The organism is Geodermatophilus sp. SYSU D01186 (genome assembly GCF_054050215.1).
Map to the genome: position 1 here is coordinate 19558 of NZ_JBJGYW010000009.1, position 23177 is coordinate 42734.

Annotated in this window: 13 protein-coding genes; 8 read left to right on the forward strand and 5 right to left on the reverse strand. The window is 72.6% G+C overall.

The window, feature by feature from the left end; translation table 11 throughout:
* Positions 1-168: 168 nt before the first annotated feature.
* Both ACI784_RS08880 and ACI784_RS08885 read right to left on the reverse strand, forming a co-directional pair.
* Positions 169-2541, reverse strand: a complete 2373-nt coding sequence (locus ACI784_RS08880; RefSeq protein WP_457013179.1) for a hypothetical protein — start codon at positions 2539-2541, stop codon at positions 169-171.
* 159 nt (positions 2542-2700) lie between these two features.
* Complete coding sequence (locus ACI784_RS08885) at positions 2701-4884, reverse strand: molybdopterin-containing oxidoreductase family protein (protein WP_457013180.1); 2184 nt, start codon at positions 4882-4884, stop codon at positions 2701-2703.
* A gap of 552 nt (positions 4885-5436) precedes the next feature.
* Here ACI784_RS08885 and ACI784_RS08890 point away from each other — a divergent pair.
* Together ACI784_RS08890 and ACI784_RS08895 are read left to right on the forward strand one after the other, a co-directional pair.
* Entirely contained in the window at positions 5437-7146 is a 1710-nt protein-coding gene (locus ACI784_RS08890; RefSeq protein ID WP_457013181.1) for a molybdopterin molybdotransferase MoeA, read from the forward strand.
* A 276-nt stretch (positions 7147-7422) separates the two neighbouring features.
* Positions 7423-7665 carry a hypothetical protein gene (locus ACI784_RS08895; RefSeq protein WP_456924318.1) on the forward strand — a complete coding sequence of 81 codons (243 nt, stop codon included), beginning with the start codon at positions 7423-7425 and terminating at the stop codon, positions 7663-7665.
* A 17-nt stretch (positions 7666-7682) separates the two neighbouring features.
* Here ACI784_RS08895 and ACI784_RS08900 read toward each other — a convergent pair whose 3' ends face one another.
* The 3 genes from ACI784_RS08900 to ACI784_RS08910 all read right to left on the reverse strand — a co-directional run bounded on the left by ACI784_RS08900 (position 7683) and on the right by ACI784_RS08910 (position 11266).
* Entirely contained in the window at positions 7683-7865 is a 183-nt protein-coding gene (locus ACI784_RS08900) for a hypothetical protein (RefSeq protein ID WP_456924317.1), read from the reverse strand.
* A gap of 1100 nt (positions 7866-8965) precedes the next feature.
* Positions 8966-10009 carry an esterase/lipase family protein gene (locus tag ACI784_RS08905; protein ID WP_457013182.1) on the reverse strand — a complete coding sequence of 348 codons (1044 nt, stop codon included), beginning with the start codon at positions 10007-10009 and terminating at the stop codon, positions 8966-8968.
* Between the two features lie 468 nt (positions 10010-10477).
* Positions 10478-11266, reverse strand: coding sequence for a PaaX family transcriptional regulator (locus ACI784_RS08910; RefSeq protein ID WP_457013183.1), 789 nt, complete (start codon positions 11264-11266; stop codon positions 10478-10480).
* A gap of 363 nt (positions 11267-11629) precedes the next feature.
* Between ACI784_RS08910 and ACI784_RS08915 the strand changes: the two genes are divergently transcribed.
* The 6 genes from ACI784_RS08915 (at position 11630) to ACI784_RS08940 (ending at position 22987) form a co-directional block, all read left to right on the forward strand.
* A complete protein-coding gene (locus tag ACI784_RS08915; protein ID WP_457013184.1) occupies positions 11630-15220 on the forward strand; it encodes an indolepyruvate ferredoxin oxidoreductase family protein in 3591 nt (1196 codons plus the stop codon).
* Positions 15221-15248: 28 nt separating this feature from the next.
* The gene (locus ACI784_RS08920; protein ID WP_457013185.1) at positions 15249-16601 is read left to right on the forward strand and encodes an MFS transporter; all 1353 of its coding nucleotides are present in this window, start codon (positions 15249-15251) and stop codon (positions 16599-16601) included.
* Between the two features lie 260 nt (positions 16602-16861).
* Positions 16862-18454 carry an FAD-dependent monooxygenase gene (locus ACI784_RS08925; protein ID WP_457013186.1) on the forward strand — a complete coding sequence of 531 codons (1593 nt, stop codon included), beginning with the start codon at positions 16862-16864 and terminating at the stop codon, positions 18452-18454.
* On the forward strand, positions 18451-20502 hold the full coding sequence (locus ACI784_RS08930) for an acetate--CoA ligase family protein (RefSeq protein WP_457013187.1): 2052 nt from the start codon (positions 18451-18453) through the stop codon (positions 20500-20502). The genes ACI784_RS08925 and ACI784_RS08930 overlap by 4 nt, the downstream gene beginning before the upstream one ends.
* Positions 20499-22181: a (2,3-dihydroxybenzoyl)adenylate synthase gene (locus ACI784_RS08935; RefSeq protein ID WP_457013188.1), complete on the forward strand. Its 1683-nt coding sequence runs from the start codon at positions 20499-20501 to the stop codon at positions 22179-22181. Before ACI784_RS08930 ends, ACI784_RS08935 begins: the two co-directional genes overlap by 4 nt.
* A gap of 158 nt (positions 22182-22339) precedes the next feature.
* Positions 22340-22987 (forward strand): cysteine hydrolase family protein, encoded by a 648-nt coding sequence (locus ACI784_RS08940; protein WP_457013189.1) that lies wholly within the window; start codon positions 22340-22342, stop codon positions 22985-22987.
* Positions 22988-23177: the final 190 nt, after the last annotated feature.

A 23177-nucleotide genomic window follows, 5' to 3' on the forward strand; every position in this document is an offset into this window, starting at 1 on the left:
CTACACACAGTCGCTCCGGCGGCACCGTCGGCAGGTGCTGCCCGACACCTCAGTCGTACCGCAGGACGCGCCCTCTCCCCCACCCTTGAGGTCGTTGCTGAGCGTGACGGCTCGGGAGGGTCACGCCCCGCAGCCCCGACCTCCGCCATGGGCGAAAGCCGAATCGGTTCACCCGCCCGCAGCCCCGAGATACTGGCCGGTGAGGCTGTGCGGGTGTGCAGCGAGGGCACCCGGCGGCCCAGTGACGACGACGGTGCCGCCGCGGGGCCCAGCGCCGGGCCCCAGCTCGACGACGTGGTCCGCCGCACCGACCACCGCAAGGTCGTGGCTGGCCGCCACCACCGTGGCCCCCCGGTCGACCAGACGGTGCAGGTGCGTCACCAGCATCTCGACGTCGGCCGGGTGCAGGCCGGTGGTCGGCTCGTCGAGCAGGTAGACGGTCTCCGCGCCGCCGCGCCGTGGCCGAGCGAGCTCGGTGGCGGTCTTCAGCCGCTGCGCCTCGCCGCCGGAGAGCTCGGTCGCCGGCTGCCCGAGCCGTAGGTAGTGCAGGCCGACGTGCCGGAGCGCCGCGAGAGGGCCGGCGACCGCCGGCACGCCACGGAAGAACCCGGCGGCCTCTTCCACCGTGAGGTCGAGGACCTCCGCGATCGTCGCTCCCCGGTAGGTCACCTTCAGCGTCTCCGGGTTGTACCGGCCCCCGTCGCAGGAGGCGCAGCGCGCGTAGAGCGACGGCAGGAAGAGCAGCTCGACGCTGACGTACCCCTCCCCCTCGCAGTCGGGGCACCGGCCGGCCGGCCGGTTGAAGGAGAACCGACCGGCGTCGTACCCCCAGCGGCGCGCCTCGGCGGTCGCGGCGAACAGCCCACGCACGGCGTCGAACAGGCCGGTGTAGGTGGCCAGGTTGGACCGCGGGGTCCGCCCGATCGGGGTCTGGTCCAGCCGGACGACACGCCACCCGCCGCCCTCGGCCGCGACCGCCACCTCGTCGAGCAGACTGCTCTTCCCCGAGCCGGACACCCCGGTGACGACCGTCAGCACCCGGCGCGGCAGGTCGACGTCGATGCCCCGCAGGTTGTGGCGGGACAGCCCCCGCAGCGTCACGTGCCCGTAGGGGACGCGCGCCCGCCGCGGCGCCACCGGGGCTCGCCCGAACAGGTACCGGCGGGTGATCGACGCGGCGACGCCGGCCAGCTCCGCCACCGGCCCGCTGTGCAGCACCCGGCCCCCGGCGACCCCGGCGCCGGGCCCGACGTCGACCAGCCACTCGGCCTGCCGCACCACGGCCATGTCGTGCTCGACGACGAACACCGAGTTGCCCGCCGTCCGCAGTCGCCGGAGCACCTCGACGACGGCGGCGGTGTCGGCCGGGTGCAGTCCCGCGGAGGGCTCGTCGAACACGTAGACGACGCCGAACAGGCCGGCCCGGACCGTCGCCGCCAGCCGCAGCCGCTGCAGTTCCCCGGACGACAGCGAGGGCACCGGGCGGGCCATCGTCAGGTGCCCCAGACCGAGCCCGGTCAGCGTCTCGATGCGCTCCACCAGGTCCTCGACCAGACCCTTGGCGACCGGGGCGGCGAGGCCGGCGCCGGTCAGCAGCGCGGCCAGCTCGTCGAGCGGCAGCGCCGTCATCTCGTCGATGGCGTACCCGCCCACGGTGACCGCCAAGGCCTCCTGCCGCAGCCGCCGGCCGGCGCACGCGGGACAGTCCATCGTCTCGACGAACTGCAGCGCCCGTCGCCGCAGCGCCTCGCTCTTCGTCGTCGCGATCGTGTGCAGCACGTATCGGCGGGCGCTCGTGTACGTGCCCGCGTAGGGACCTTGCACCGTCGTCGCGTCGCGGACCGGGGTCACCGTGACCACCGGCTGCTCGTCGGTGAACAGGATCCAGTCCCGCTCCTCCTGCGGCAGCTCCTGCCAGGGGCGGTCCACGTCGTGCCCCAGGGCGCCGAGGATGTCGCGGAGGTTCTTGCCGTGCCAGGCACCCGGCCAGGCCGCGATCGCCTTCTGCCGGATGCTCAGAGACGGGTCGGGGACCAACGTCTCCTCGGTGGTCCGATAGGTGCGGCCCAGCCCCGAGCAGGCCGGGCAGGCACCCGCGTGCGTGTTCGGCGAGAACGCCTCGGAGTCCAGCGGCGGCGCGCCCTCCACCGCCGTGCCGGCGCGCGAGAACAGCAACCGGAGCGTGTTCGACAGCGTCGAGAGGCTGCCCACCGTGGAGCGGTCGCTGACCCCACCGCCGCGCTGCTGACGCAGCCCGACCGCTGGGGGCAGACCTCCGACGTCGTCCACGTCGGGGGCCGCCACCTGGGTGATCAGCCGGCGCGCGTGCGGGGCGAGCACCTCCAGGTACCGGCGCTGCGCCTCGGCGAACACCGTCCCGAAGGCCAAGGACGACTTCCCCGACCCGGAGACGCCGGTGAACGCGACCAGCGCGTCGCGCGGGACGTCGACGTCGACGTCGCGCAGGTTGTGCACACGGGTACCGCGCACCCGGACGAACCCGCCGCTGGGATCGGTCGCCGCGGCCGGCGGCTCAACCAACTGAGCAGGACGTCGCGATCCGGGCCGGCGCCGGTCCGGTCTCGTCGGCGAGCGCGCCGCGCGACTCGGAGTACCGATCAGCACGGCCCGGCCAGCACCCCGCGACCAGGCGCGCCGGCTCGGCGTCGGTGGCGCCATGCCCCGGCAGCGTCACCGCGGTCACGGGGCGGCGGACGCCGGGGCGTCCTCGGCCTTCCGGACCTCCACGAGGTTGTCCGAGTACACCCCCGCGTTGCCCAGCATGTTGTGCCGGTCGGCGGTGATCGAGTTGACCGTGCTGCCCGAACTCTTGCTCTGCCAGTGCCCGACGTTCGCCATGACCACCCCGGGCATCAGCGTGTCCTCGATGACGGCGGGGCCGGTGAAGCTGCCGCGGTCGTTGAACACCCGCACCGTCTCCCCGCCGACGATGCCGCGCTCGGCGGCGTCGGCCGGGTGGATGAACACGCGCTGCTCGCCCTGCACGGCCTGCTTGTCCGAGGCGTTGGCGTACTGACTGTTGAGAAAGGCGTGCGGCTTGGGCGAGACGATGTTGAGCGGGTACCGCTCGGCCAGCTCCGGGTCGGACTCCGGCGACTCGAAGGGCGGCACGTAGTCCGGTAGCGGGTCGACGTAGCCGCCGGGCTGCATGGCCTCGTACATCGACCGCCACACCGGGACGACGAAGTTGCCGCCCTCGGCGAGGCTCGACCGGAACTCGCACCTGCCCGACGGGGTCGGGAAGTTGCCCTCGGCGTGCGGCGCCCGCTCGCCCGGTAGGCCGACGTCGAGGCGGGCCCAGCCGGTCTGCTTCAGCGTCTCGAGCGTGATGCCCTTCAGCGCCGGGGCGTCCCAGTCGTGGAAGTCGACGAGCATCTCCTCGTCGGTGCGCTTCCAGTAGTCCTCGTCGAACCCCATCGTGGCGGCCAGCCGCCGGAACAGCTCGACGTTGGGCACGCACTCGCCGGGTGGGGCGATGGCCGGCTGGTTGAGCGAGATGTAGAGGTGCCCCCAGGTGACCATGATGTCGAGCTGCTCGGCCTGCATGGTCGCGGGCAGCACGAGGTCGGCGAAGCGCGCGGTGTCGGTGATGAAGTGGTCGCTGACCACCGTGAAGAGGTCCTCCCGCATCAGCCCCTGCATCGTCTTCGTCTGCGCCGGGCCCTGCGAGACCGGGTTGGAGTTGTAGACGAACAACGACTTGATCGGCGGGTCCAGGGCCATCTCGCCGTTCAGCGCCATGCCCAGGTCGAGCTCGTTGACCACCCGGGTGCCCTCGGGGATCCACTGCGGCATGCAGATCCGGTCGAACAGCGTGGGGAACTCCCAGATCGGCATCTCCATCGTGCCGCCGCCGACGTGCCGCCAGGCTCCGACCAGCGCGGGCAGGCAGGTGATGGCCCGGATGGCCTGGCCGCCACCGCGGCTGCGCTCGATCGCCACCCCCTGGCGGATCGCCGCCGGCTGGCTGGTCGCGTACTCGCGGGCCAGCGTGCGGATGTCCTCGGCGGGGATGCCGGTGATCTCCGCGACCCGCTCCGGCGAATAGCTCGCCGCGCGCTCGGCCAGTTCGTCGTAGCCCAGCGTGTACCGCTCGACGTAATCCGTGTCGGTCAGCCCCTGCGCGATGATCTCGTGGATCAGCCCCATGGCGAGGGCGCCGTCCGTCCCGGGCCGGATGGGGATGTGCCAGTCGGCCTGGTTCGCCGTGCGGGTGCGGACCGGGTCGATGACGACGATCTTGGCGCCGTTCTCCCTCCGCGCCTGCAGGATGAACGGCCAGCCGTGGATGTTCGTGCTGGTCATGTTCATGCCCCACACGACGATGTACTTCGCGTGCACCATCGACTCCACGTCGAGGCCGCCGGTGCCCCCCACCGTCATGTGCCAGGCGGTCGAGGAACCCGACTCGCAGTACGTCTTCTCCGCGACCGTCGACCCGAGCCGGTTGAAGAACGCGTCGCCGGAGGTCAGGCCGTTGAGCACGCCCTGGTGCCCGAGGTAGGCGTGCGGCATGATCGCCTGGCTGCCGTACTCGTCGATGATCGCCGTCCAGCGCTGCTTGATCTCGGCGAGCGCGTCATCCCAGGTGATCGGTTCGAACTCGCCGGCGCCCTTCGGGCCCACCCGGCGCATGGGGTGCGTCAGCCGGTCGGCCTGGTAGTGGTGCTCCGGGAAGTTCTTGAGCTTGACGCACAGGCGCCCCTTGGTCATCGGGTGGTTGGGGTCGCCTTGGACGTCGACGAGCCGGCCCTCCTCGACGGTGTAGAGCATGGCGCAGGTATCCGGGCAGTCGTGCGGGCACGCGCCTCGGACGATCGTCAGTTCCTTGCCGCGCAGGCCGGCGTCGGGTGCGAGCGTCATCGGGAGGACCTCCACGGATGAGACGGGATGGGCGGCCACCGGCCCGCGCGTGGGCAGGGTCCGAGGTCGTCAGTCCAGCCGATCCGGCGTTTCAGAGGTGTATCGGAGAAATGAAGATGTGCGCGCCGCCGGAACGACGTCCCTGGGTTTCCCTTTCCGCGGCACCCGACGGTGCGGGGATGAATCGAAAATCGCCGCGGCGGCGCCGTTTCGCCAGGATGTCGTTGCAGCTCGGCGCGCTGGCCACCGGCCGGCCTCGACATCGCGGCGGTTCACCCAGCGACCGGACAATGGCACCCTGACGGCTGTTGCACCGGGCGGCTCGCCATTCCGACCGCCGTTCCTCCCCGGTGCACACCGCTCGGTCCCCGACCCGCAGGAGCACCGGATGCCCACGCCCCCGCAGGCCCTCGAGTACGCGCGTTCGGCCGTCTCCGCCGACAACTACGAGGCCTTCACGGCCGGCGGCGAGCCCGCCCCACCCGCACGGTCACCGAGCCGTTCGAGAGACTCCGCATCACCCGGGGCTGACGCCGTGTTCGGGGACCGCGAGTGACCGCCACCCAGCCACGGGCCCTCGACGACCACCCCTCGTGCGACTGCGCCGCACCCCGGGCCACCAGGCCGGCCGCCGGCCCGGCCGATCCGGTGGCCGCGGCGTTCAGTGCTTGGGTGCGCACGTGCCTGTCCGCGGGCTGGCATCCCGCCGTCAGCAGCGAGACGGTGCCGGTCGGCGCCGCCCGCGACCGCGTCACCTCCGCCGAGCTGCGCGCCCGGCACCCGGTGCCCGCCTACCGGGCCGCGGCCATGGACGGCATCGCGGTGACCAGCGGCCCCGACCCCCGAGAGGGGCCGGTCGAGCTGGCCCCGGGGGAGTTCGACCGCGTCGACACGGGCGACCCCGTGCCGGGCGGCCGCGACGCGGTCGTGATGCGCGAACAGGTCGCCTTCCTGCCCGGCGGGAGTGCGGTGGTGACCGGCCCGTGGCCCTCCCCCGGCCGGCACGTGCGGCGGGTCGGCGAGGACGTCGAGTCCGGGGCCGTCGTGCTCCCCGCCGGGCACCGCATCCGGCCCGTGGACGCGGCGGCGCTCGCGGCGGTCGGGCACACCACCGTGAGCGTGCGCCGCCGCCCGGTCGTGGCGATCGTGCCGACCGGCGACGAGATCAGGCCGATCGGCTCTCCGCTGCGCCCCGGCGAGATCCTGGACACCGACTCGCTGATGCTCGCCGGCCTGGCCGAGGACGCCGGCTGCACGGCGCTGGCCCTGCCGGTCATCCCGGATGATCCCGACCAGATCACCGCGGCCCTGGCCCACGCCGCGGAACGCGCCGACCTGGTCCTGGTGATCGCCGGCTCCAGTGCCGGACGCGACGACCACACCGGTTCAGTTCTCGACCGGCTGGGCCGGGTCGCGGTGCGCGGCGTCGCGATGCGGCCCGGGCACCCGGTCCTCCTCGGGGTGCTGGAGTGCGAGCGGATCGTGCCCGTCGTCGGCGTGCCGGGGTATCCGGGATCGGCCGAGCGGGCCTTCGCCTGCTTCGTGCGGCCGATGCTGGACCGGCTCCTGGGTCGCGAGTGTGATCCCGTCACGGAGCGCGGGATCCCCGCCCGGCTGGCCGTCGCGCTCCGGTCACCGGAGCACGTCGAGGACCACGTCCGCGTCCGGCTCGCCCGCATCCCCCACCCGCGGACCGCCGAGGAGCGGCTGGTCGCCGTCCCCCTGCCCCGCGGCGCCGGCGCGCTGACCACGCTCGTGCAGGCGGAGGCGGTGCTGCGAGTCCCCGCCGGCACCGGAGAGCTCCCCGCCGGGGCCGCCGTCCTGGCGGTGCCCGCCGCCGGCGCCCCGTGCGCGCCGGACACCGTCGTCGTGCGGGGACGGCGATCGGCCGCAACCGAGGCCTTGGTGGACGTGCGCACCGCGGAGCTGCCGGCCGGAGCGGTGAGCTGGGCGACGTGTCCCGAGGCCGACGCGATCGACGCCCTGGCCGACGGGCTCTGCCATGCCGCCGCGCTGGCCCTGCCGCTCCTGCAGGGGCGGCCGGACGAGCGCGCCACCGCCGCCCACGCACGGCGGCTGGGGCCGATCACCGTCCTCGAGGTCGCGCGCACCGCCGACCTCGTCGAGGTGCTGGTCGTTCCTGCGGCGTCCGCCTCGTGCCGGCCGGTCGAGGGGCTCCGCGCCGCCCTGGGCTCGACGACCTTCCGGCGCCGGCGCGACAGCACGGTCGCTGTGGACGGCCCGCCGTGCGCTCCACGTTGACCTCGTTCGACACCTCATCCTCGCCAGCAGGCCCGCCGGGGCTGTTGGACCCGCCGGCGCTCGTCCCCCAGGCGCGCCCGCGGATGGCGGGCATCAGAAGTACCGACACGACGCGGTCCCCGTCCACGGCGCGGACCGCCTGGTCGCGAGCGCCTCGGCCGGCACCGCGATCCCGCTCACCGGGCTGCGCCTCCCCCGCTCAACGACCCGCGGACCATCGCAGGATCGCTGCGCGGCCGTAGCACCGGCGTCATACAAGGAGCCGACGCTGGGGGCATGACGGCAAGCCTGTACGTGACCGGCACCCACGTCGCGTCGGTCGAGCGCGACCCGCTCCGGGACGGCCGGGACCTGCGCCGCGCGGTGACGCTGGCCCACGCGGTCGCCCGGCCCGTCGTCGACGGGCTCGCGGCATCGGCCTGCGGCGTCCTGGTCACCGCGGTCGCCGACATGGACTGGCAGGACGTCTGGGCCATCTCGCGGTGCGCGGAGTGCCGGCGGATCGCTGGGCCGGCTTGACCCCGTCGCCTCCGGCCTCAGCCGGGATCGGACACCACCGCCGAGTTCGACTGGCGCGGGGCTTCCTCATCGCCGTCGGGCGGTTCCGGCCCGGACTCCCCCGCGTCCTGGAGCCGCGAGTAGGTCGTCGTCGTGTCCCAGCGGTGCCCGCACTGACTGTCGAGGCACTTCCACTGGTCGATCATGGCCAGCCGCGCCATGTCCGTCCGCCAGACGTGGTCGACCCGCGGCGAGGCACACCGGGGACACTGCACCACGACGGCGCTCACCGATGCGGCCGCAGCCGGGACGGGCGCGGACCAGCAGCCACCCGCGCGGCCTCATCGACGGTCGGCCGGGGCGCGACCGGGGGCCGGAACCGAAGCCCCTTCGCCCCGCGCCGAGAGAAGTCCGCGGCGACCAGCCGGCAGCCACCCGGACAGTCGACCGCGACCAGAGCGCCGTCGCGCCAGCCGACAGCCGCTGACAGGCCGCACGTCGGACAGGTCTCCCAGGTGACTCGCTCGCCAGCGTTCATGCGGTCCTCTTCCCGGCCGCCGAACTCGGAGGCCGAAGAGAAGGGAGCCGGACCGCCGGTCTGAGTCCTGCAGGCTCCGTGGACGTCGCGGCCATACCCACCACGCCCGCGACAGTCACGCGACCTGCGGTGACTCGCCGGGAAACGGCTCTGAGGTGGTCCCCCCCTGGAACGGGTCAGGGGCCGTTCCGGATCTCTCCGGACACGGCCCCTGAGCTGCGGTTTCTCGCTGTCGGGCTGACGAGATTCGAACCTGCGACCCCTTGACCCCGGTCACGTTCGTGGTGTCCACCCGGGATCGTGTACGTCCTGTTCGCCCAGCTCACACGCCTGTGGCGTTCCCTGCCGTCCGCGCCGATCCGTCGCCGTTCGCGGCGCGTTGCTGCATCCGTTGCTGTAGCACTTCTCCGCGCTCGGACGTGTCAGTGCCTACATGAGGCACGACCTCATGCCGTTCATGCGCTCCGGAGCGAGGACGGCCAGCGGATGGTGCCCCGGATCGGTCCTGGGGGAGAACATCGCGGGCCAGCGAACCGATGGTGCCGACGACGAGTGGACCAGAAGCTGCGACAGAAGGCGTCATGGAGGACACGCCGTACGGCCGATGACGGTCTCATGTGCAACGTTCAGGCCCCAGGTCTTCGCAGCGATCTCGCCGCTGCCGTGGGCGTTCTCGGCGCTCCGCGACGGAAGCCATCCTGACGAGGCGACGGAACGCAGTCTCGTCCCGCTCGGCGACGGGACCATGCCGCCGGATTCGCACGCGGCTGCACGCGGAGGGCTTCAATTCGCGCCCTCGATCGCCCATCGCTCGAGATTGGTCGAGATGAACTCCAGTACGGTGGGGTCGTTGAAGAGCCGCGAGTGCGCCAAGCCATGGCGACCCTTGGTATCGGCGCCGAAGGGAGGGAGTTGGAGGATTTCCACGTGTCCGGGAGGAGTGGACTCCGTCGAGAGAAAGGCGAAGAAGCTCGGCAACGGACCATCCCATCCAAAGGCAAGTGACGCCAGCATGACCAGCGCCATCCCGAAGAAGAGCGGAATCCCGAACAGGAGCGCCAAGAAGAACATGACAACGAGCAGCAGCGTGCTTGCGGCCTCGATGTCGGGAACCAGGACGTAGCACCCCAACCAAGCGGCGGCGAAGGCCAGCGCCACGAGCCATGCCTTGACCACGGCGGTCGCCCCGGTCGTGATCCATGACATGAAGTGCCCGAGGGTCAGGATGCCGGTCGCCTCGTCCCCGGCCGCCCTGATCACGAGGACGTCTGCTCGCTCGACTTCGGGGGGTTGAACATCCCTGATCCATTGGTCTCTGACCTGTTCGACGACGTGAGGCAATTTGTCGATGTTGAATCGCCAGCCGCTCCGCCACAGACTCATCAGTACCGGCGAGATGGTGGACAAGAAGACAGCGGCGAGAACGAGCGAACCGATGGACAAGGCGAGAGCGGAGCCCTGCCAGACGCCCACGAGTGCGCTCATGATGGATGAGGAGACGGCCAGCGCGCCGATGGTCAACCAGCCCAGGATCATCGTCGCGGGGACTGCCCGGGCCCTCACGTGGATGAACGGCGTAGCAAGTGTGATGACGCGGACTCGCGCATCCGCGGTGTCCCTCTGGAGCTGCCGAACGGCGTAGAGCGCCACGTTCCCGCCATGGCTGTGAGCGATGACGACCTGCAGCCGGGCCGGGAAGCGCCGGTGTTGCTCGTTCAGGAAGGCCGCCAACTGCTCTCCGGCAGTGATGCGGGCGCGGTGTGTGTTACTTGCGGACCACTTGAAGACCTCGACTGGGATCGAGGCACTCTCCAATCTGCTCGTCATGCCGGCGGAGGGTTCGATCCAGGTTGGCTTGCGTCCGAGAAGGGCGGTGCCGTGAACCAGGGTGACAACGGCTGAAGACAACTCTTGGACCTTCCTACGTCTACGGCGCCCCAGTGTGATGTCTCAGCGCGCCGGAACTCGCCATTGACGGGTCGGGCGTGTGTCCCAGAGTGGGCCGCTCAGAGACACCGACCGGCTCGCCGGGAGGGCGGCCTTGGAGACCGTCAGCCGTATGGCTCGGTGTCCGCCTCGGTCGGTCGGGGCGAACCAGATGAGCGGGTCCTGGTCAGCGCACCTTCCGCGACCCGGTATCCGGGCGTCCTCGCGACGCTGTGCGAACGTCCTCCCGGGCCGACAAGATCGCCGCCCTGGCCCGTGCCGGCGGACGCTGCGAGCACCACAGCCGGTGGGGCGGACGCTGCGATGGGTGCACTCCCGGCCCGACGGCGCGGGCCCGGCGCGGCCGGCTCAGGACTCGTGCCGCCCCAGCACGGTGGTCACGAAGGCGTCGGCCGGCTGCGCCAGGGCTTCGTGGGCGGCGACGAACAGCTCGTGCGCACGGAGGCCAGGCCAGTCCTCCGGCAGCAGTTCAACCGGCAGATCGGGGTCGCGGAACGGGAATTGCCGGTAGCTGGACACCAGCTCGATCCGCAGCCGCAGCGCGTCGGGGCCGGACAGCGTGGCCAGTTCGGATGTCGCCGGCAGCTCCGTCAGGCGGGTGACGAAGTCCTGGTAGTCGCGGCCGAGCGCCTTCAGGTCCCAGCAGCGTTCGACCATGTCCAGATCGGTCGCGCGGCCACGGGTCCGGCAGGTCAGGAGGTCCAGCCTGGCCGTCGTGTCCGGCAGTGAACGTTCCACCTCGTCGAGTCGCTCGTGGGGGCTGATCCACGTCGCCGTCGCCAGTGGCCCGAACCCCAACCAGGACAGCGTGCCGCGCAGCCGCTCCCTCTCGGCTCGATCCTGCTCGGAGACCGCGTAGATGACCATGCGCCACTGTCCGTCCCACGGCGGGTGAGCCCGCTCGAAGATCCTGGTGCGCCCCTCGTTCAGCAGCCGCCAGGCCTTGTCCGTCAAGGTGTACACGGCCTGGCGTCCCTCGCGGTGGGAGTCGAACCATCCCTCTTTGCGCATGCGGGCGAGGACGATGCGGGCGGTCGGCTCCCCGACGTCGAACACCTCCAGCAGGTCGACCAGCGCCTGAGTCCGCGCGGCGCCGCCGTGGTAGCGCAGGTGGTCCCCGAACAGGTCGAAGACCACTGACCGCGGTTTCATCCAGCTCCCATCGGTGCACTCGGCGACCGATCTCGCCGCTCGTGGGCATTGTCCGACCAGCGCACCGCCTCGGCGCCATGAGGTGACGGGCCACGCACCCGATGTGGGCACACGGGGCCGGTCGCGGGAGCGCGCAGCAGGACGCGCCTCCCTCTCCTGCCGGAACAGCCGGGCGGCGGCGACCTGCGGCTGGGGCCGTCGGCCACCCCGCTGCGCCGTGACGGCATGACGCGCCGCGAACATTTGTGTCATCCACTTGACGGAGCACTGACGAATGACACACAGTGGCGCCCACCACAGACGACGACCGGAGGGGACCTTGTGACATCGTCGCGACCTGACTCGCTCGTGCCCGCCGAGAGCGGGCCGACCGGCAACAGCGCAGGCATCGCCACGAAGCTCCGGCTGGCCGACCGGCTGACCGCGACCTCCGGGCGGCACTACGTCCCCGGCATGCAGGCGCTGGTCCGGCTGCCGCTCGACGTCGCCCGCCGCGACCGTGCAGCCGGACTGCGCACCGGGGTCTTCATCTCGGGCTACCCCGGCTCGCCGTTGGGCGGGTACGACCTGGCCCTCGAACGCGAGGCGGAGCTGCTCGCCGAGCACGGGATCGTGCACGTCCCCGCCGGCAACGAGGAGCAGGCGGCGACGGCCTGCATGGGCACGCAGATGCTCGAGGACTACCCGCACAGCCGGGTCGACGGAGTCACCGCGTTCTGGTACGGGAAGGGCCCCGGAGTCGACCGCAGTGGCGACGCCCTCAAGCACGGCAACTTCGCCGGCACCTCACCCCTCGGCGCGGTGGTGCTGCTGGTCGGTGACGACCACGAGGCGAAGTCGTCCACCATGCCGTACCAGGAGGAGCCGGCGCTGGCCTCGGCCGGCATCCCCGTCCTGTACCCCGCGTCGGTCACGGAGTTCCGCTCGCTGGGCCTGCACGCCGCAGCCATGAGCCGGTACAGCGGGTGCTGGGTGGCGCTCAAGCTCACCAACCCGCTGTGCGACGGCGGGGAGACCGTCGACTACGACCAGCCGGTCGAGACCGTCGTCCCCGACCTGCTGATCGACGGCGTCCCCTTCGCCAAGCGCACCGACTTCTCCTTCTACCCCGGCAAGAACATCGAACACGAACGGCACCTGTACGAGGAGCGTCACGTCGCCGTCCAGGCGTACGCGCGGGCCAACCAGCTGGACCGCGTCGAGGTGTCCACTCCGTCCGACACGATCGGGATCGTCGCCGCCGGCAAGTCCTGGACCGACGTCCGCCAGGCGCTCACCGACCTGGGCATCGGGGACGACGACCTGCGCCGGGCAGGCGTGCGGCTGCTCAAGTTGGCCCTGGTCAGCCCCCTGGACGCCGAGACGATCCGCGACTTCGCCGACGGCCTGGAGGAGATCGTCGTCATCGAGGAGAAGCGCCCCGTCGTCGAGGACCAGGTGCGCGCCGCGGTGCAGCCCCTGGGCCGGCCCCTGCGCGTCGTCGGCAAGCGCGACGAGACCGGCGCCCGGCTGCTGCCCTCACACGGCGCCTTCGGCGCCGACCAGGTGGCCACGGTGCTGGCCGGCCGGTTGCAGCCGGTGCTGCCCGGCACAGCCGACGCGCCCAGGCTCAAGGAGCTCGCCGTCATCACCGAGCGGGACGCGCCCGTCCCGGCGGTGCGCACGCCCAACTTCTGCTCCGGCTGCCCGCACAACACCTCCACCGTGCTGGCCGAGGGCCAGCAGGCCTGGGGCGCGCCGGGTTGCGGCTGCTTCGGCACGGTCATCGAGCAGCCCGAGCGGCACATCGACACGATGACCCAGTACGGCGGCGAGGGACTGCCGTGGGTCGGCCTGGCGCCGTTCACCGACCGCCCTCACCTCACCCAGCACGTGGGCGACGGCTCCTTCTACCACTCCAGCCACCTCAACATCCGCTGGGCGGTGGCGACCGGCACGACCATCACGTTCAAGATCCTCTACAACGGCGCCGTCGCGAACACCGGCGCACAATCCGCCCCCGGCCAGCGGGGGGTCGCCGCGCTCACCCGGCTGCTGGAGGCCGAGGGCGTCGCCGCCTGCGCCGTCGTCACCAAGGAGCCGCGCCGGTACCGCCGGCAGCGGCTGGGCCGCGGGACCACGGTCCGGCGGGCGCACGAGCTGGTCGAGGTCAGCCGGGAGCTCGAGCGCGTCCCGGGCGTGACGGTGCTGGTCTACGACGAGACCTGCGCCAACGAGCGCCGCCGGCAGCGCAAGCGGGGCATCGCCCCGCCGCCGGAGGAGTACGTCGTCATCAACCCCGACGTCTGCGAGGCCTGCGGCGACTGCGGGGCGGCGAGCAACTGCATGTCACTGCAGAAGGTCGACACCGAGTTCGGCCCCAAGACGCACATCCACACGTCCTCCTGCAACCAGGACCTCGCCTGCCTCAAGGGCGACTGCCCGTCGTTCGTCACGGTGCGGACGGCCGAGGGGACGGGCTACCGGAAGCCGACGCTGATCCCGCTGGACGCCGAGGAGCTGCCCGAGGTGGCGCCGCCGGCCCTCTCCGGGCCGTTCGGGCTCATGGCACCGGGCGTCGGGGGCACCGGGGTGCTCACCCTCAACGCGATGCTGGCGGCCGCCGCCACCGTCGACGGGCACCGGGTGCGCACCTACGACCAGACCGGCGCCGCGCAGAAGTGGGGCCCGGTGCTGTCCACCCTCCTGCTGCACGACACCGACGACGCAGCCCCGTCCAACGTGCTGGGCGCCGGGCGCGCCGACCTCCTGCTGGCCCTGGACGAGGTCGGCTCGGTCTCCCCCGCCAATCAGCGACTGTGCTCCCCGGAGCGCACCGCACTGGTGCTCAACACCGACCTGTTCCCCACCGGCGAGATGGTCCGCGACGTCCACGCCACCGTGGACCGCGTCGGCGTCCGGGCCCGCCTGGAGGCTGTCTGCCGCCCCGACCCCGTGGTGGAGGTCCCCGCGCGGCGTATCGCGGAGACCCTCTTCGGCGACTACATGGTCACCAACGTGGTCGCCGTCGGTGCGGCGTACCAGGCCGGACTGCTGCCGCTGAGTGCGGCGGCCATCGAGGAGGCCATCGCGCTCAACGGGGTGGCGGTGACGGCCAACACCCAGGCCTTCCGATACGGGCGGCTGTGGATCGCCGACCCGGAGCGGGTCCGCCGCATCATCGAGCCGCCGCCGACGACGGCCGACGAGGAGATCGAGGTCCGCCGGACCGGCCTGCCCAGCCGGTGGCACGCCGACTACGACACCTTGGTGGCCCGTGTCGCCGACTGGGAGGAGCCGATCCGGCGCCTGCTGGCCGTGCGGATCGCCGACCTGATCGGCTACCAGGACGCCCGCCACGCCGAGCGCTACCTCGACCGGATCGAGGCCGTCCGCGCCCGCGAGCAGGAGAGCTTCCCGGGGTCCACCGACCTCACCGAGGCCGTTGCGGTCAACCTGCACCGGGTGCTCGCCTACAAGGACGAGTACGAGGTCGCCCGCCTCCACCTGCAGGCGGCGTTCCGGGAGCAGGTCGCCGCCACGTTCACCGACGCCCGGCGGCTGACCTTCCACCTGGCACCCCCGGCGCTCCGTCGGTTCGGGTACGACCGCAAGGTCGCCGTCCCAGGGTGGGCCGCCGTCCCGGCCTTCGGCGTCCTGCGCGGCGCCCGGAGGCTGCGCGGCACCAAGGCCGACCCCTTCGGCCGGCAGCGCTCCCGTGTCGAGGAGCGCGCGCTCATCGACTGGTACACGGGCCTGCTCGACACCGGACTGGCCGCCCTTCGCCCGCTGACCCGCGAGACCGTCCTCGCCCTGGCCCGGCTGCCCGAACAGATCCGCGGCTACGAGGACATCAAGGCCGGCAACGCCGCGGCCGCCCGAGACCGGGCCGAACGACTGCTCGGCGATCTGACCCGCCCCCGGCTGTCGATGCTCCCCGTCGCGGCCATCCGCCCCTGACCCGCCCCGTTCCCGAGTGAGGACGTCGATGTCCCTGTCCAGCAGCACCCCGACCGGCCGGGCCGTCGGTCAGCGCAGCGCGCTGTTCGTCGTGCTCGTCTGCTTCGTCACGATCGTCTTCGACGGCTACGACCTCGTCGTGTACGGCACGACGGTGCCCTCCATCCTCGCCTTCGAGGAGTGGGGGGTGACCCCCGCCGAGGCCGGCGCCATCGGCAGCTACGCCCTCATCGGCATGCTCATCGGCACCCTCGTCGTCGGCGCCATCACCGACATCCTCGGCCGCCGCAAGATCATGCTCATCTCGATCAGCTGGTTCTCGATCGCGATGGGCCTGACCGCCCTGGCACCCAACGTCGAGACGTTCGGTCTCCTGCGGTTCATCGCCGGGCTCGGTCTGGGCGGAGTGGTGCCCACCGCGATCGCGCTGACCGTCGAGTACTCCCCCAAGGGACGCCGGCAGCTCAACAACGCCCTGATGTACAGCGGCTACTCGTTCGGCGGCATCTTCGCCGCGCTCATCGGCCTGGCCCTGCTGCCGGAGACCGACTTCCGCGTCATGTACGCCATCGGCGCCCTGCCGCTGGTCACCGTGGTCCCCATCGCCTGGAAGTACCTGCCCGAGTCGATCGCCTTCCTGACCGCCAAGGGCCGTCACGACGAGGCACGCGCCCTCGCCGACCGCTACGGCGTGGTGCTCGACGACGTCACGGTGACCCCCGCGCCGGCCGGCACCTCGACCGACCGGCTGACCGGCATCCGGACCCTCTTCACCCGCCGCTACGTCATCGCCACGCTGCTGTTCGCGGCGGCCAGCTTCTGCGGGCTGCTGCTGGTGTACGGCCTGAACACCTGGCTGCCGCAGATCATGCGGGAGGCCGGCTACGCGCTGGGCAGTTCCCTGGCCTTCCTCCTCGTGCTCAACGCCGGGGCGATCGTCGGCGCGATCGGCGCCTCCCGGCTGGCCGACCGCATCGGCCCCAAGCCGGTCACCACGGCCGCCTTCCTCGCCGCCACCGTCTCCATCCTCCTGCTGTCGGTCAGCCTCCCGACGGCACTGCTGTTCCTGTTCGTCGCCGTCGCGGGCCTGGGCAGCGTCGGCACCCAGATCCTCGTCAACGGCTTCGTGGCCACCCACTACCCCGACGCCAGCCGCGCGACCGCACTCGGCTGGTCCCTCGGCATCGGCCGGTTCGGCGCCATCCTGGGGCCGGTGATCGGTGGCCTCGTCGTCGGCAGCTCGCTGGGGTTCGAGTGGAACTTCTACGTGTTCGCAGCCTTCGCGGTGCTCGGGGCGGTGCTCATCGTCGCCGTGCCCCGCCGGCCGATCGCGCCCGTCCCGGCGACCCCGCACGGCGAGTCGTTGGGCGTCAGGAACTGACCTCGGAGCGCCTGCGCGCAGCGGTGGGGTGCCTCTCGAGAGGTACCCCACCGCTGGGCACCCGCGCACCGCGGGATCCGGGGCCTGCGCCGTCCTCCACCAGAGCGGTCGACCGGGAGGCGTCGGCCGTCGTGCCCGCCGTCTCGATCCTGCACCCGGCCGGAAGCGCCGGTACGGGGTTGTCCAGGCCACTCCAAGTGTGTCAATCTTGCGTTGCTCCACACCGGGAGTGACACATGTATGCCCGAGGGGGACGCGCGATGCGCATAGCGGTACTGGGAGGCGGCCCCGGAGGGCTCTTCGCCGCCACTCTCGCGAAGGCGAGCGCGCCTGATCGCGAGGTCACCGTCTTCGAGCGCAACCGTGCCGAGGACACCTTCGGCTTCGGCGTCGTGTTCTCCGACGCCACGCTCGAGGGCATCCACGCGGCCGATCCGGTCGTCCGGGACGCGCTCACCGAGCACGGCGTGCACTGGGACCCGATCGAGGTGCGACTGCACGGCGAGCGGCTCCTGTGCCACGGCAACGGCATGGCCGCCGTGGAGCGGAAGACGTTGCTCAACCTGCTGCAGCGGCGCGCCCTCGAGGCCGGCGTCGAGGTCCGCTTCTCCACCGAGGTCGAACCCGACGAGCTCCTGGCGTCCGGCTACGACCTGGTGGTCGCCGCCGACGGCGCCAACTCCCGCCTGCGGGACCGGTTCGCCGACGTCTTCGGCCCCTCCGCCGAGACCGCGACCGCCAAGTTCATCTGGCTGGGCACCACGTACCCGTTCAGCGGGCTGACCTTCGTCCACGAGCGGGGGCCGCACGGAGTGTTCGCGGTGCACGGCTACCCGATCGGCAACGGTGTGTCCACGTTCATCGTCGAGACCGACGAGGACTCCTGGCGCGCCGCCGGCCTGGACGAGTTCGACGTCACCCAGCCGCCCGGCCCCAGCGACGAGAAGACGCGTAGCTACCTGCAGGAGCTGTTCGCCGAGCAGATCGACGGACACCCGCTGCTGGTCAACAACTCCCGGTGGGGCAACTTCCGCACCCGCCGCGCCCGCCGCTGGCGACACCGGGTGGGAGGGACCGCGATCGCGCTGCTGGGCGACTCCGCCCACACCGCGCACTTCTCGGTCGGCTCCGGCACGAAGATGGCCATGGAGGATGCCGTCGCGCTGGTGGCCGCGCTCGACGAGCACGGGGACGACGTCGACGCCGCCCTGGCGACCTACGAGACGATCCGGCAGCCGCAGGTCGCGAAGATCCAGGACTCCGCGCGCCCGAGCCTGTCGTGGTGGGAGCACTTCGGCCGCTCCCACGACGCTCTCCCGGCGTGGCAGTTCGCCTACCACTTCTTCACCCGCAGCCTCACCGAGTCCAAGCTGCGCCGCCGCGACGACGCGTTCGTCGCCGGGGCCCACGACCGCTGGCGCGAGGTCCATCAGGCCGAGCCGCTCGACAGCCCCCTCGAGGTCGCCGGTCAGCGGCTTGACGGGCGGGTCGTCGTGGTGAGCGACGGAGCGGCCCACCTGCCGGGTGGCCCTCTCCCCCTGCGGCCGGGACCCACCGACGACGGCGGCCCCTGGGGTCTGTGGGTGGCCGCCCCGGACAGCGAGGACCAGTTGCCCGCCGCCCTGGACGCCGTGGCGAAGGGCGTGGCCGCCGGAACCGCCCTGGTCGCCGTCGGGGGCGGCACCGCGCTGACCCGCCGGCTGCTGAGCGAGGCGGCCCGGCTGGAGCACCACACGGTGAGCCTGCTGGTCGAGGAGGTCGACCCGGGGCTCGCTGCGGATGTCGCCGTGACCGCCGTGCTCTCCGGCCGCACCGACCTGGTGAGCGCACCCGTCGAGGAGGTCGACTCGTGAGCCGTCTGAACCCGCTGTTCGCGCCCCGCGGGATCGCCGTCATCGGGGCGTCCCGCGACCCGAGCAAGCTCGGCGCGGTGATGGCCCGCTCCCTGAGCCGCTTCCCCGGCACCGTGGTGGGGGTCAACTCCCGCGACGTGGACCCGGCGGCCGGCCGGTTCGCCACCGTGGCGGATGCTGCGGCGGCCTCCCCCGACCCGATCGAGCTGGCGGTGCTCTGTGTACCCGCGGCCGTCTCCGCACGGGCCCTGGCCGACGCGGCCCGGGCCGGCGTGCGGGCGGCCCTGGTCAGCTCCGGCGGCTACGCCGAGGCCGGCGGCCCGGGCGTCGGCCATCAGGAGGACCTGGTGGCAGCTGCCCGGGAGAACGGCATCGCGCTGCTGGGTCCGAACACGTCCGGGTTCCTCGTCCCTGCCCGCGGCCTCACCGCCACCTTCGTGCCCGGCGCCGGCGCGGTACCGGCCGGCCCGGTGGCGGTGGTCGCGGCCAGCGGCGGGGTCAACCACGCGCTGGCCTTCCTGCTCGCCGAGGCCGAGATCGGCGTCTCGCTCGCCGTGGGACTGGGCAACGCCGTCGACGTCACCGCCGCCGACGTGCTCACCCACCTGGTCGACGACGAGAGCACGCGGGCGGTGGCCCTGCACGTGGAGTCCGTCGCGGACGGCCCAGCGCTGATCGCCGCGGTGAAGGCCCTGACCGCACGGGTTCCGGTGGCCGCGCTCGTCGTCGGGCGCAACGACGTCGCCGAGTTCGCCCGTTCACACACCGGCGCGCTGGCCACCTCCTGGCGCACCACCCGTGCCGCGCTCCGCTCGGCCGGTGCCGTGCTCGTCGACGACGAGCGCGAGCTGGTGGACGCGGTCACCGCGCTCTCGTCGCTGCGGCTCCCCGCCGTGGCCGACCCCGGGGTCGGGGTCGTCACCGCACAGGCCGGGCCCGCCCTGCTGCACGTCGACGGGTTGCGCGGCCGCGGCGTCGCGGTCCCGCCGCTGGCCCAGGCGACGCAGAACGCGGTGGGTGGGCTGCTGCCGCCGCTCACCTACCAGGCCAACCCCGTGGACACCGGCCGCCCCGGCCCCGGCTTCGGCCAGGTGATGGCCACGGTCGCCGCGGACCCCGCGGTCGACCTCGTGAGCGTCTACGCCCTCTCCGAGCCCGACGCACTCGACCTCCCGGCGGCGGTGGAGGGTGCCCTGGCCTCCGGCGCCGGGCCCGTGGTCGTCGGTCTGGGCGGCCCGCCCGAGCAGGTCACGCCACAGCGGCAGGCGCTGCGCAAGCTCGGCGTGCCCGCCCTCGACGGCCCCACCGCGCTGACCGTCGCGGTCGCGGCGCTGGTCGACGACGCCCGCGCGCAGGGCCGCAGGCTCCGTTCGAACTCGCCGGCGCCCGTGGCGGTGGCCGTTCCGAACCGGGATCTCGACGAGGACGAGGCCAAGACCCTGCTCGGACAGCTCGGCATCCCCACGCCGCCCCGGCGGGCCTGTGCCGACCGGGCGGAGGCGCATCGCGCCCTGGCCGAGCTGCCCGGACCGCTCGCCGTCAAGTTGCTCGACGCCACGGTGACCCACAAGTCCGACGTCGGGGGCGTGCACCTGGGCATCCGGGACGCCGCCGGGCTCGACGCCGCCCTCGGCGCGCTGGAGGGCATCGGGGTCAGCCGCTTCCTCGTCGAGTCCATGGCGCCCTCCGGGATCGATCTCATCGTGGGGGCCTCTCGCGACCCCGTCTTCGGGCCGATCGTGCTCGTCGGGCTCGGCGGCGTGGTGGCCGAGGCGCTCGCCGACGTCGCCATCGCCCCCGCTCCCCTGAGTGCCGCGGACGCCGGGGCGCTGGCCGACGAGCTCGGCGGCCGCGCCCTGCTGGACGGCTTCCGCGGTGGCCCGGTCGCCGACCGCACCGCCCTCGGCGCCGCGCTGGCCGCCCTCGGGGACCTGCTGGTCAGCCACCCCGAGATCGAGGCCGTGGAGATCAACCCGCTGCGCGTGACCGCCGACGGGCTGCTCGCCCTCGACGCCGTCCTGACCCTGGGCAAGGAGGCCCGTCCATGACCCGCACCCGCGCCATCACCCCGATCGCCGAGGGCGTCGTCCCCTGGCCGGACGACCTCGCGAACGTCTACACCCAGAGGGGTTGGTGGCGCGGGGCCGCTCTGGGCGCGGAACTGCTCGCCGCCGCCGACGCACACGCCGACGCGGTCGCCCTGGTGGACGGGGACGTCCGGCTGACCTACCGATCGCTGGCCGCGCGCGCCGACGCCCTGGCCGGCCGCCTGGTCGACGACCTCGGCCTGGAGCGGGAGGACCGCATCGTCGTCCAGTTGCCCAACTGCTGGGAGTTCGTCGTCCTCACCGTGGCCTGCCTGCGCGCCGGGATCGTGCCGGTGATGGCCCTCCCGGCCCACCGGCAACACGAGCTCGGGTACCTGGCCGCACACAGCGAGTCGGCGGCGCTCGCGGTGCCGGGCACACTGCGCGGGTTCGACCACGCCGAGATGGCCGAGGAGCTCCGCGCTGGGTCGGACACCCTGGAGCACGTCCTGGTGGTCGGCGCCCCGGTGCGCCCAGGCCACGTCGACCTCACCGCACTGTGCGCCGAGCCCGACGACCCGGCCGCGGTCCGCGCGCGGTGGGACGCCGACCAGCCGTCGAGCCGGTCGGTGGCGGTCTTCCTGCTCTCCGGCGGCACGACCGGTCTGCCCAAGTTGATCGCACGGACCCACGACGACTACGCCTACAACGCCCGCGCCAGCGCCGAGCTCTGCGGCCTCGGCCCGGACACCGTCTACCTCGGCACCCTGCCGGCCTCGCACAACTTCCCGCTGGCCTGCCCCGGGATCCTCGGCACCCTGCTGACCGGCGGCCGCGTCGTGATGCTGCCGTCCCCCGAACCCGAGCGTGTGTTCGCGACCATCGCGGCCGAGGGCGTCACCGTGGCCACCGCCGTCCCGGCCGTCGCCCAGCGCTGGCTGGCGCACGCCACCGACAACGGCTCCGAGCAGCTGCGGTCGCTGCAGCTGCTGCAGGTCGGCGGCGCCCGGCTGGCCGACGAGGTCGCCCGCACCGTGCGCCCGGTCCTCGGCTGCACGCTGCAGCAGGTGTTCGGCATGGCAGAGGGGCTGCTCAACTACACCCGCCTCGACGACCCCGAGGACGTCATCTGCACGACCCAGGGCCGACCGATGAGCGCCGGCGACGAGGTCCGCGTCGTCGACGAACTGGACCACGACGTCCCCGACGGCACGCCGGGTGCCCTGCTCACCCGCGGCCCCTACACGCCGCGCGGCTACTTCCGGGCGGCCGAGCAGAATGCCCGGGCGTTCACCCCTGACGGCTGGTACCGCAGCGGCGACATCGTCCGCCGCCGGCCCGACGGCAACCTCGTCGTCGAGGGCCGGGACAAGGACATGATCAACCGCGGCGGCGAGAAGATCAGTGCCGAAGAGGTGGAGAACCTCGCCTACCAGCTCCTCCCCCAGGTGGCCCACGTCGCCGCCGTCGCCATGCCGGACTCCGTGCTCGGCGAGCGGGTCTGCCTGTACGCCGTCCTGAAGCCCGGCACCACTCTCACCCTGGACGACATCCGGCAGGCCCTCGCCGGGGCCGGTGTCGCCACCTTCAAGTGGCCCGAACACCTCCAGATCGTCGACGAACTGCGCACCACCAAGGTCGGCAAGATCGACAAGAAGGCGCTGCGAGAGGACATCGCCGCGCGCCTCGCCTCCGGCTGAGCCGCCGATCGCCACATCCGGGATCTGGGGCCCTTGCTCGTGGTCAGATCCCTGTCAGACTCCGAACGGGCGAAGCAGAACTGACACACCCGACGGTCGGCTCCAGCACCTCGCCCGCCCGGCCGCGCTCCCTCCCACCGACCACCCCGGAGGCTCCCGTGCCCTACACCTTCGACCACATCGACCCCGCCAGGACGGCGATGATCGTCGTCGACATGCAGAACGACTTCGTCGCCGAAGGAGCTGCCCTGCAGTCCAAGCAGGCCCTGGCGATGGCCGACGAGCTGGCGCAGACCCTCGCGTTCTGCCGGGACAACGGGATCCGCGTGATCTACACGGCCCATGTCCACCGCGAGGACGGGTCGGACATGGGGCTGTACGACGACCTCTACCCCCCGATCGACCAGCGGGCCGCCCTCGTCGACGGCACCCCCGGCTCCGAGATCTTCCCGGCCCTGGCCCCGGCGCCCGGCGAGCACGTGATCAAGAAGCACCGCTACAGCGGCTTCTTCGCCACCGACCTGGACCTGATCCTCCGCGAGTGGGGCATCGACTCGGTCGTCATCTCGGGGACGACCACGGAGAACTGCTGCCACGCGACCGCACGCGACGCGATGTTCCACAACTACAAGGTGGCGTTCCTGTCCGACGCCACGGGCACCTTCGACTACCCGGACGTCGGCTGGGGTGCCATGTCGGCCGACGACGTCCACCGTGCGACCTTGTCCATCCTCGCGTTCTCCACCGCCCACGTGATGACCGCAGCCGAGTTCCGCGGACTCGTGACGGGGCGTAGCGCCGGATAGCGATCGCCGGAGTTGCTGGACGGACCAGCCGCTGATCAAGGACCGGCGGCTTCGCCATCGTGCACCCCGTACAGGGACACGGGGACTTCACCGGCAACGGCTGTCCGGCGGCGCACCACGACCGAAACGCGTCTTCCACGCGGCACGCACCGCCCTGCTCGCCGGGAAGGGCGCCCAGCCCCCTCGAACG

What these genes read in the sequence shown, in the direction of transcription:
- ACI784_RS08885 (WP_457013180.1), bottom strand. Translation starts at nt 4,884, where the DNA reads ATGACGCTCGCACCCGACGCCGGCCTGCGCGGCAAGGAACTGACGATC.
- ACI784_RS08895 (WP_456924318.1), top strand. Translation starts at nt 7,423, where the DNA reads ATGACGGCAAGCCTGTACGTGACCGGCACCCACGTCGCGTCGGTCGAG.
- ACI784_RS08900 (WP_456924317.1), bottom strand. Translation starts at nt 7,865, where the DNA reads ATGGCGCGGCTGGCCATGATCGACCAGTGGAAGTGCCTCGACAGTCAG.
- ACI784_RS08905 (WP_457013182.1), bottom strand. Translation starts at nt 10,009, where the DNA reads ATGACGAGCAGATTGGAGAGTGCCTCGATCCCAGTCGAGGTCTTCAAG.
- ACI784_RS08920 (WP_457013185.1), top strand. Translation starts at nt 15,249, where the DNA reads ATGTCCCTGTCCAGCAGCACCCCGACCGGCCGGGCCGTCGGTCAGCGC.
- ACI784_RS08925 (WP_457013186.1), top strand. Translation starts at nt 16,862, where the DNA reads ATGCGCATAGCGGTACTGGGAGGCGGCCCCGGAGGGCTCTTCGCCGCC.
- ACI784_RS08935 (WP_457013188.1), top strand. Translation starts at nt 20,499, where the DNA reads ATGACCCGCACCCGCGCCATCACCCCGATCGCCGAGGGCGTCGTCCCC.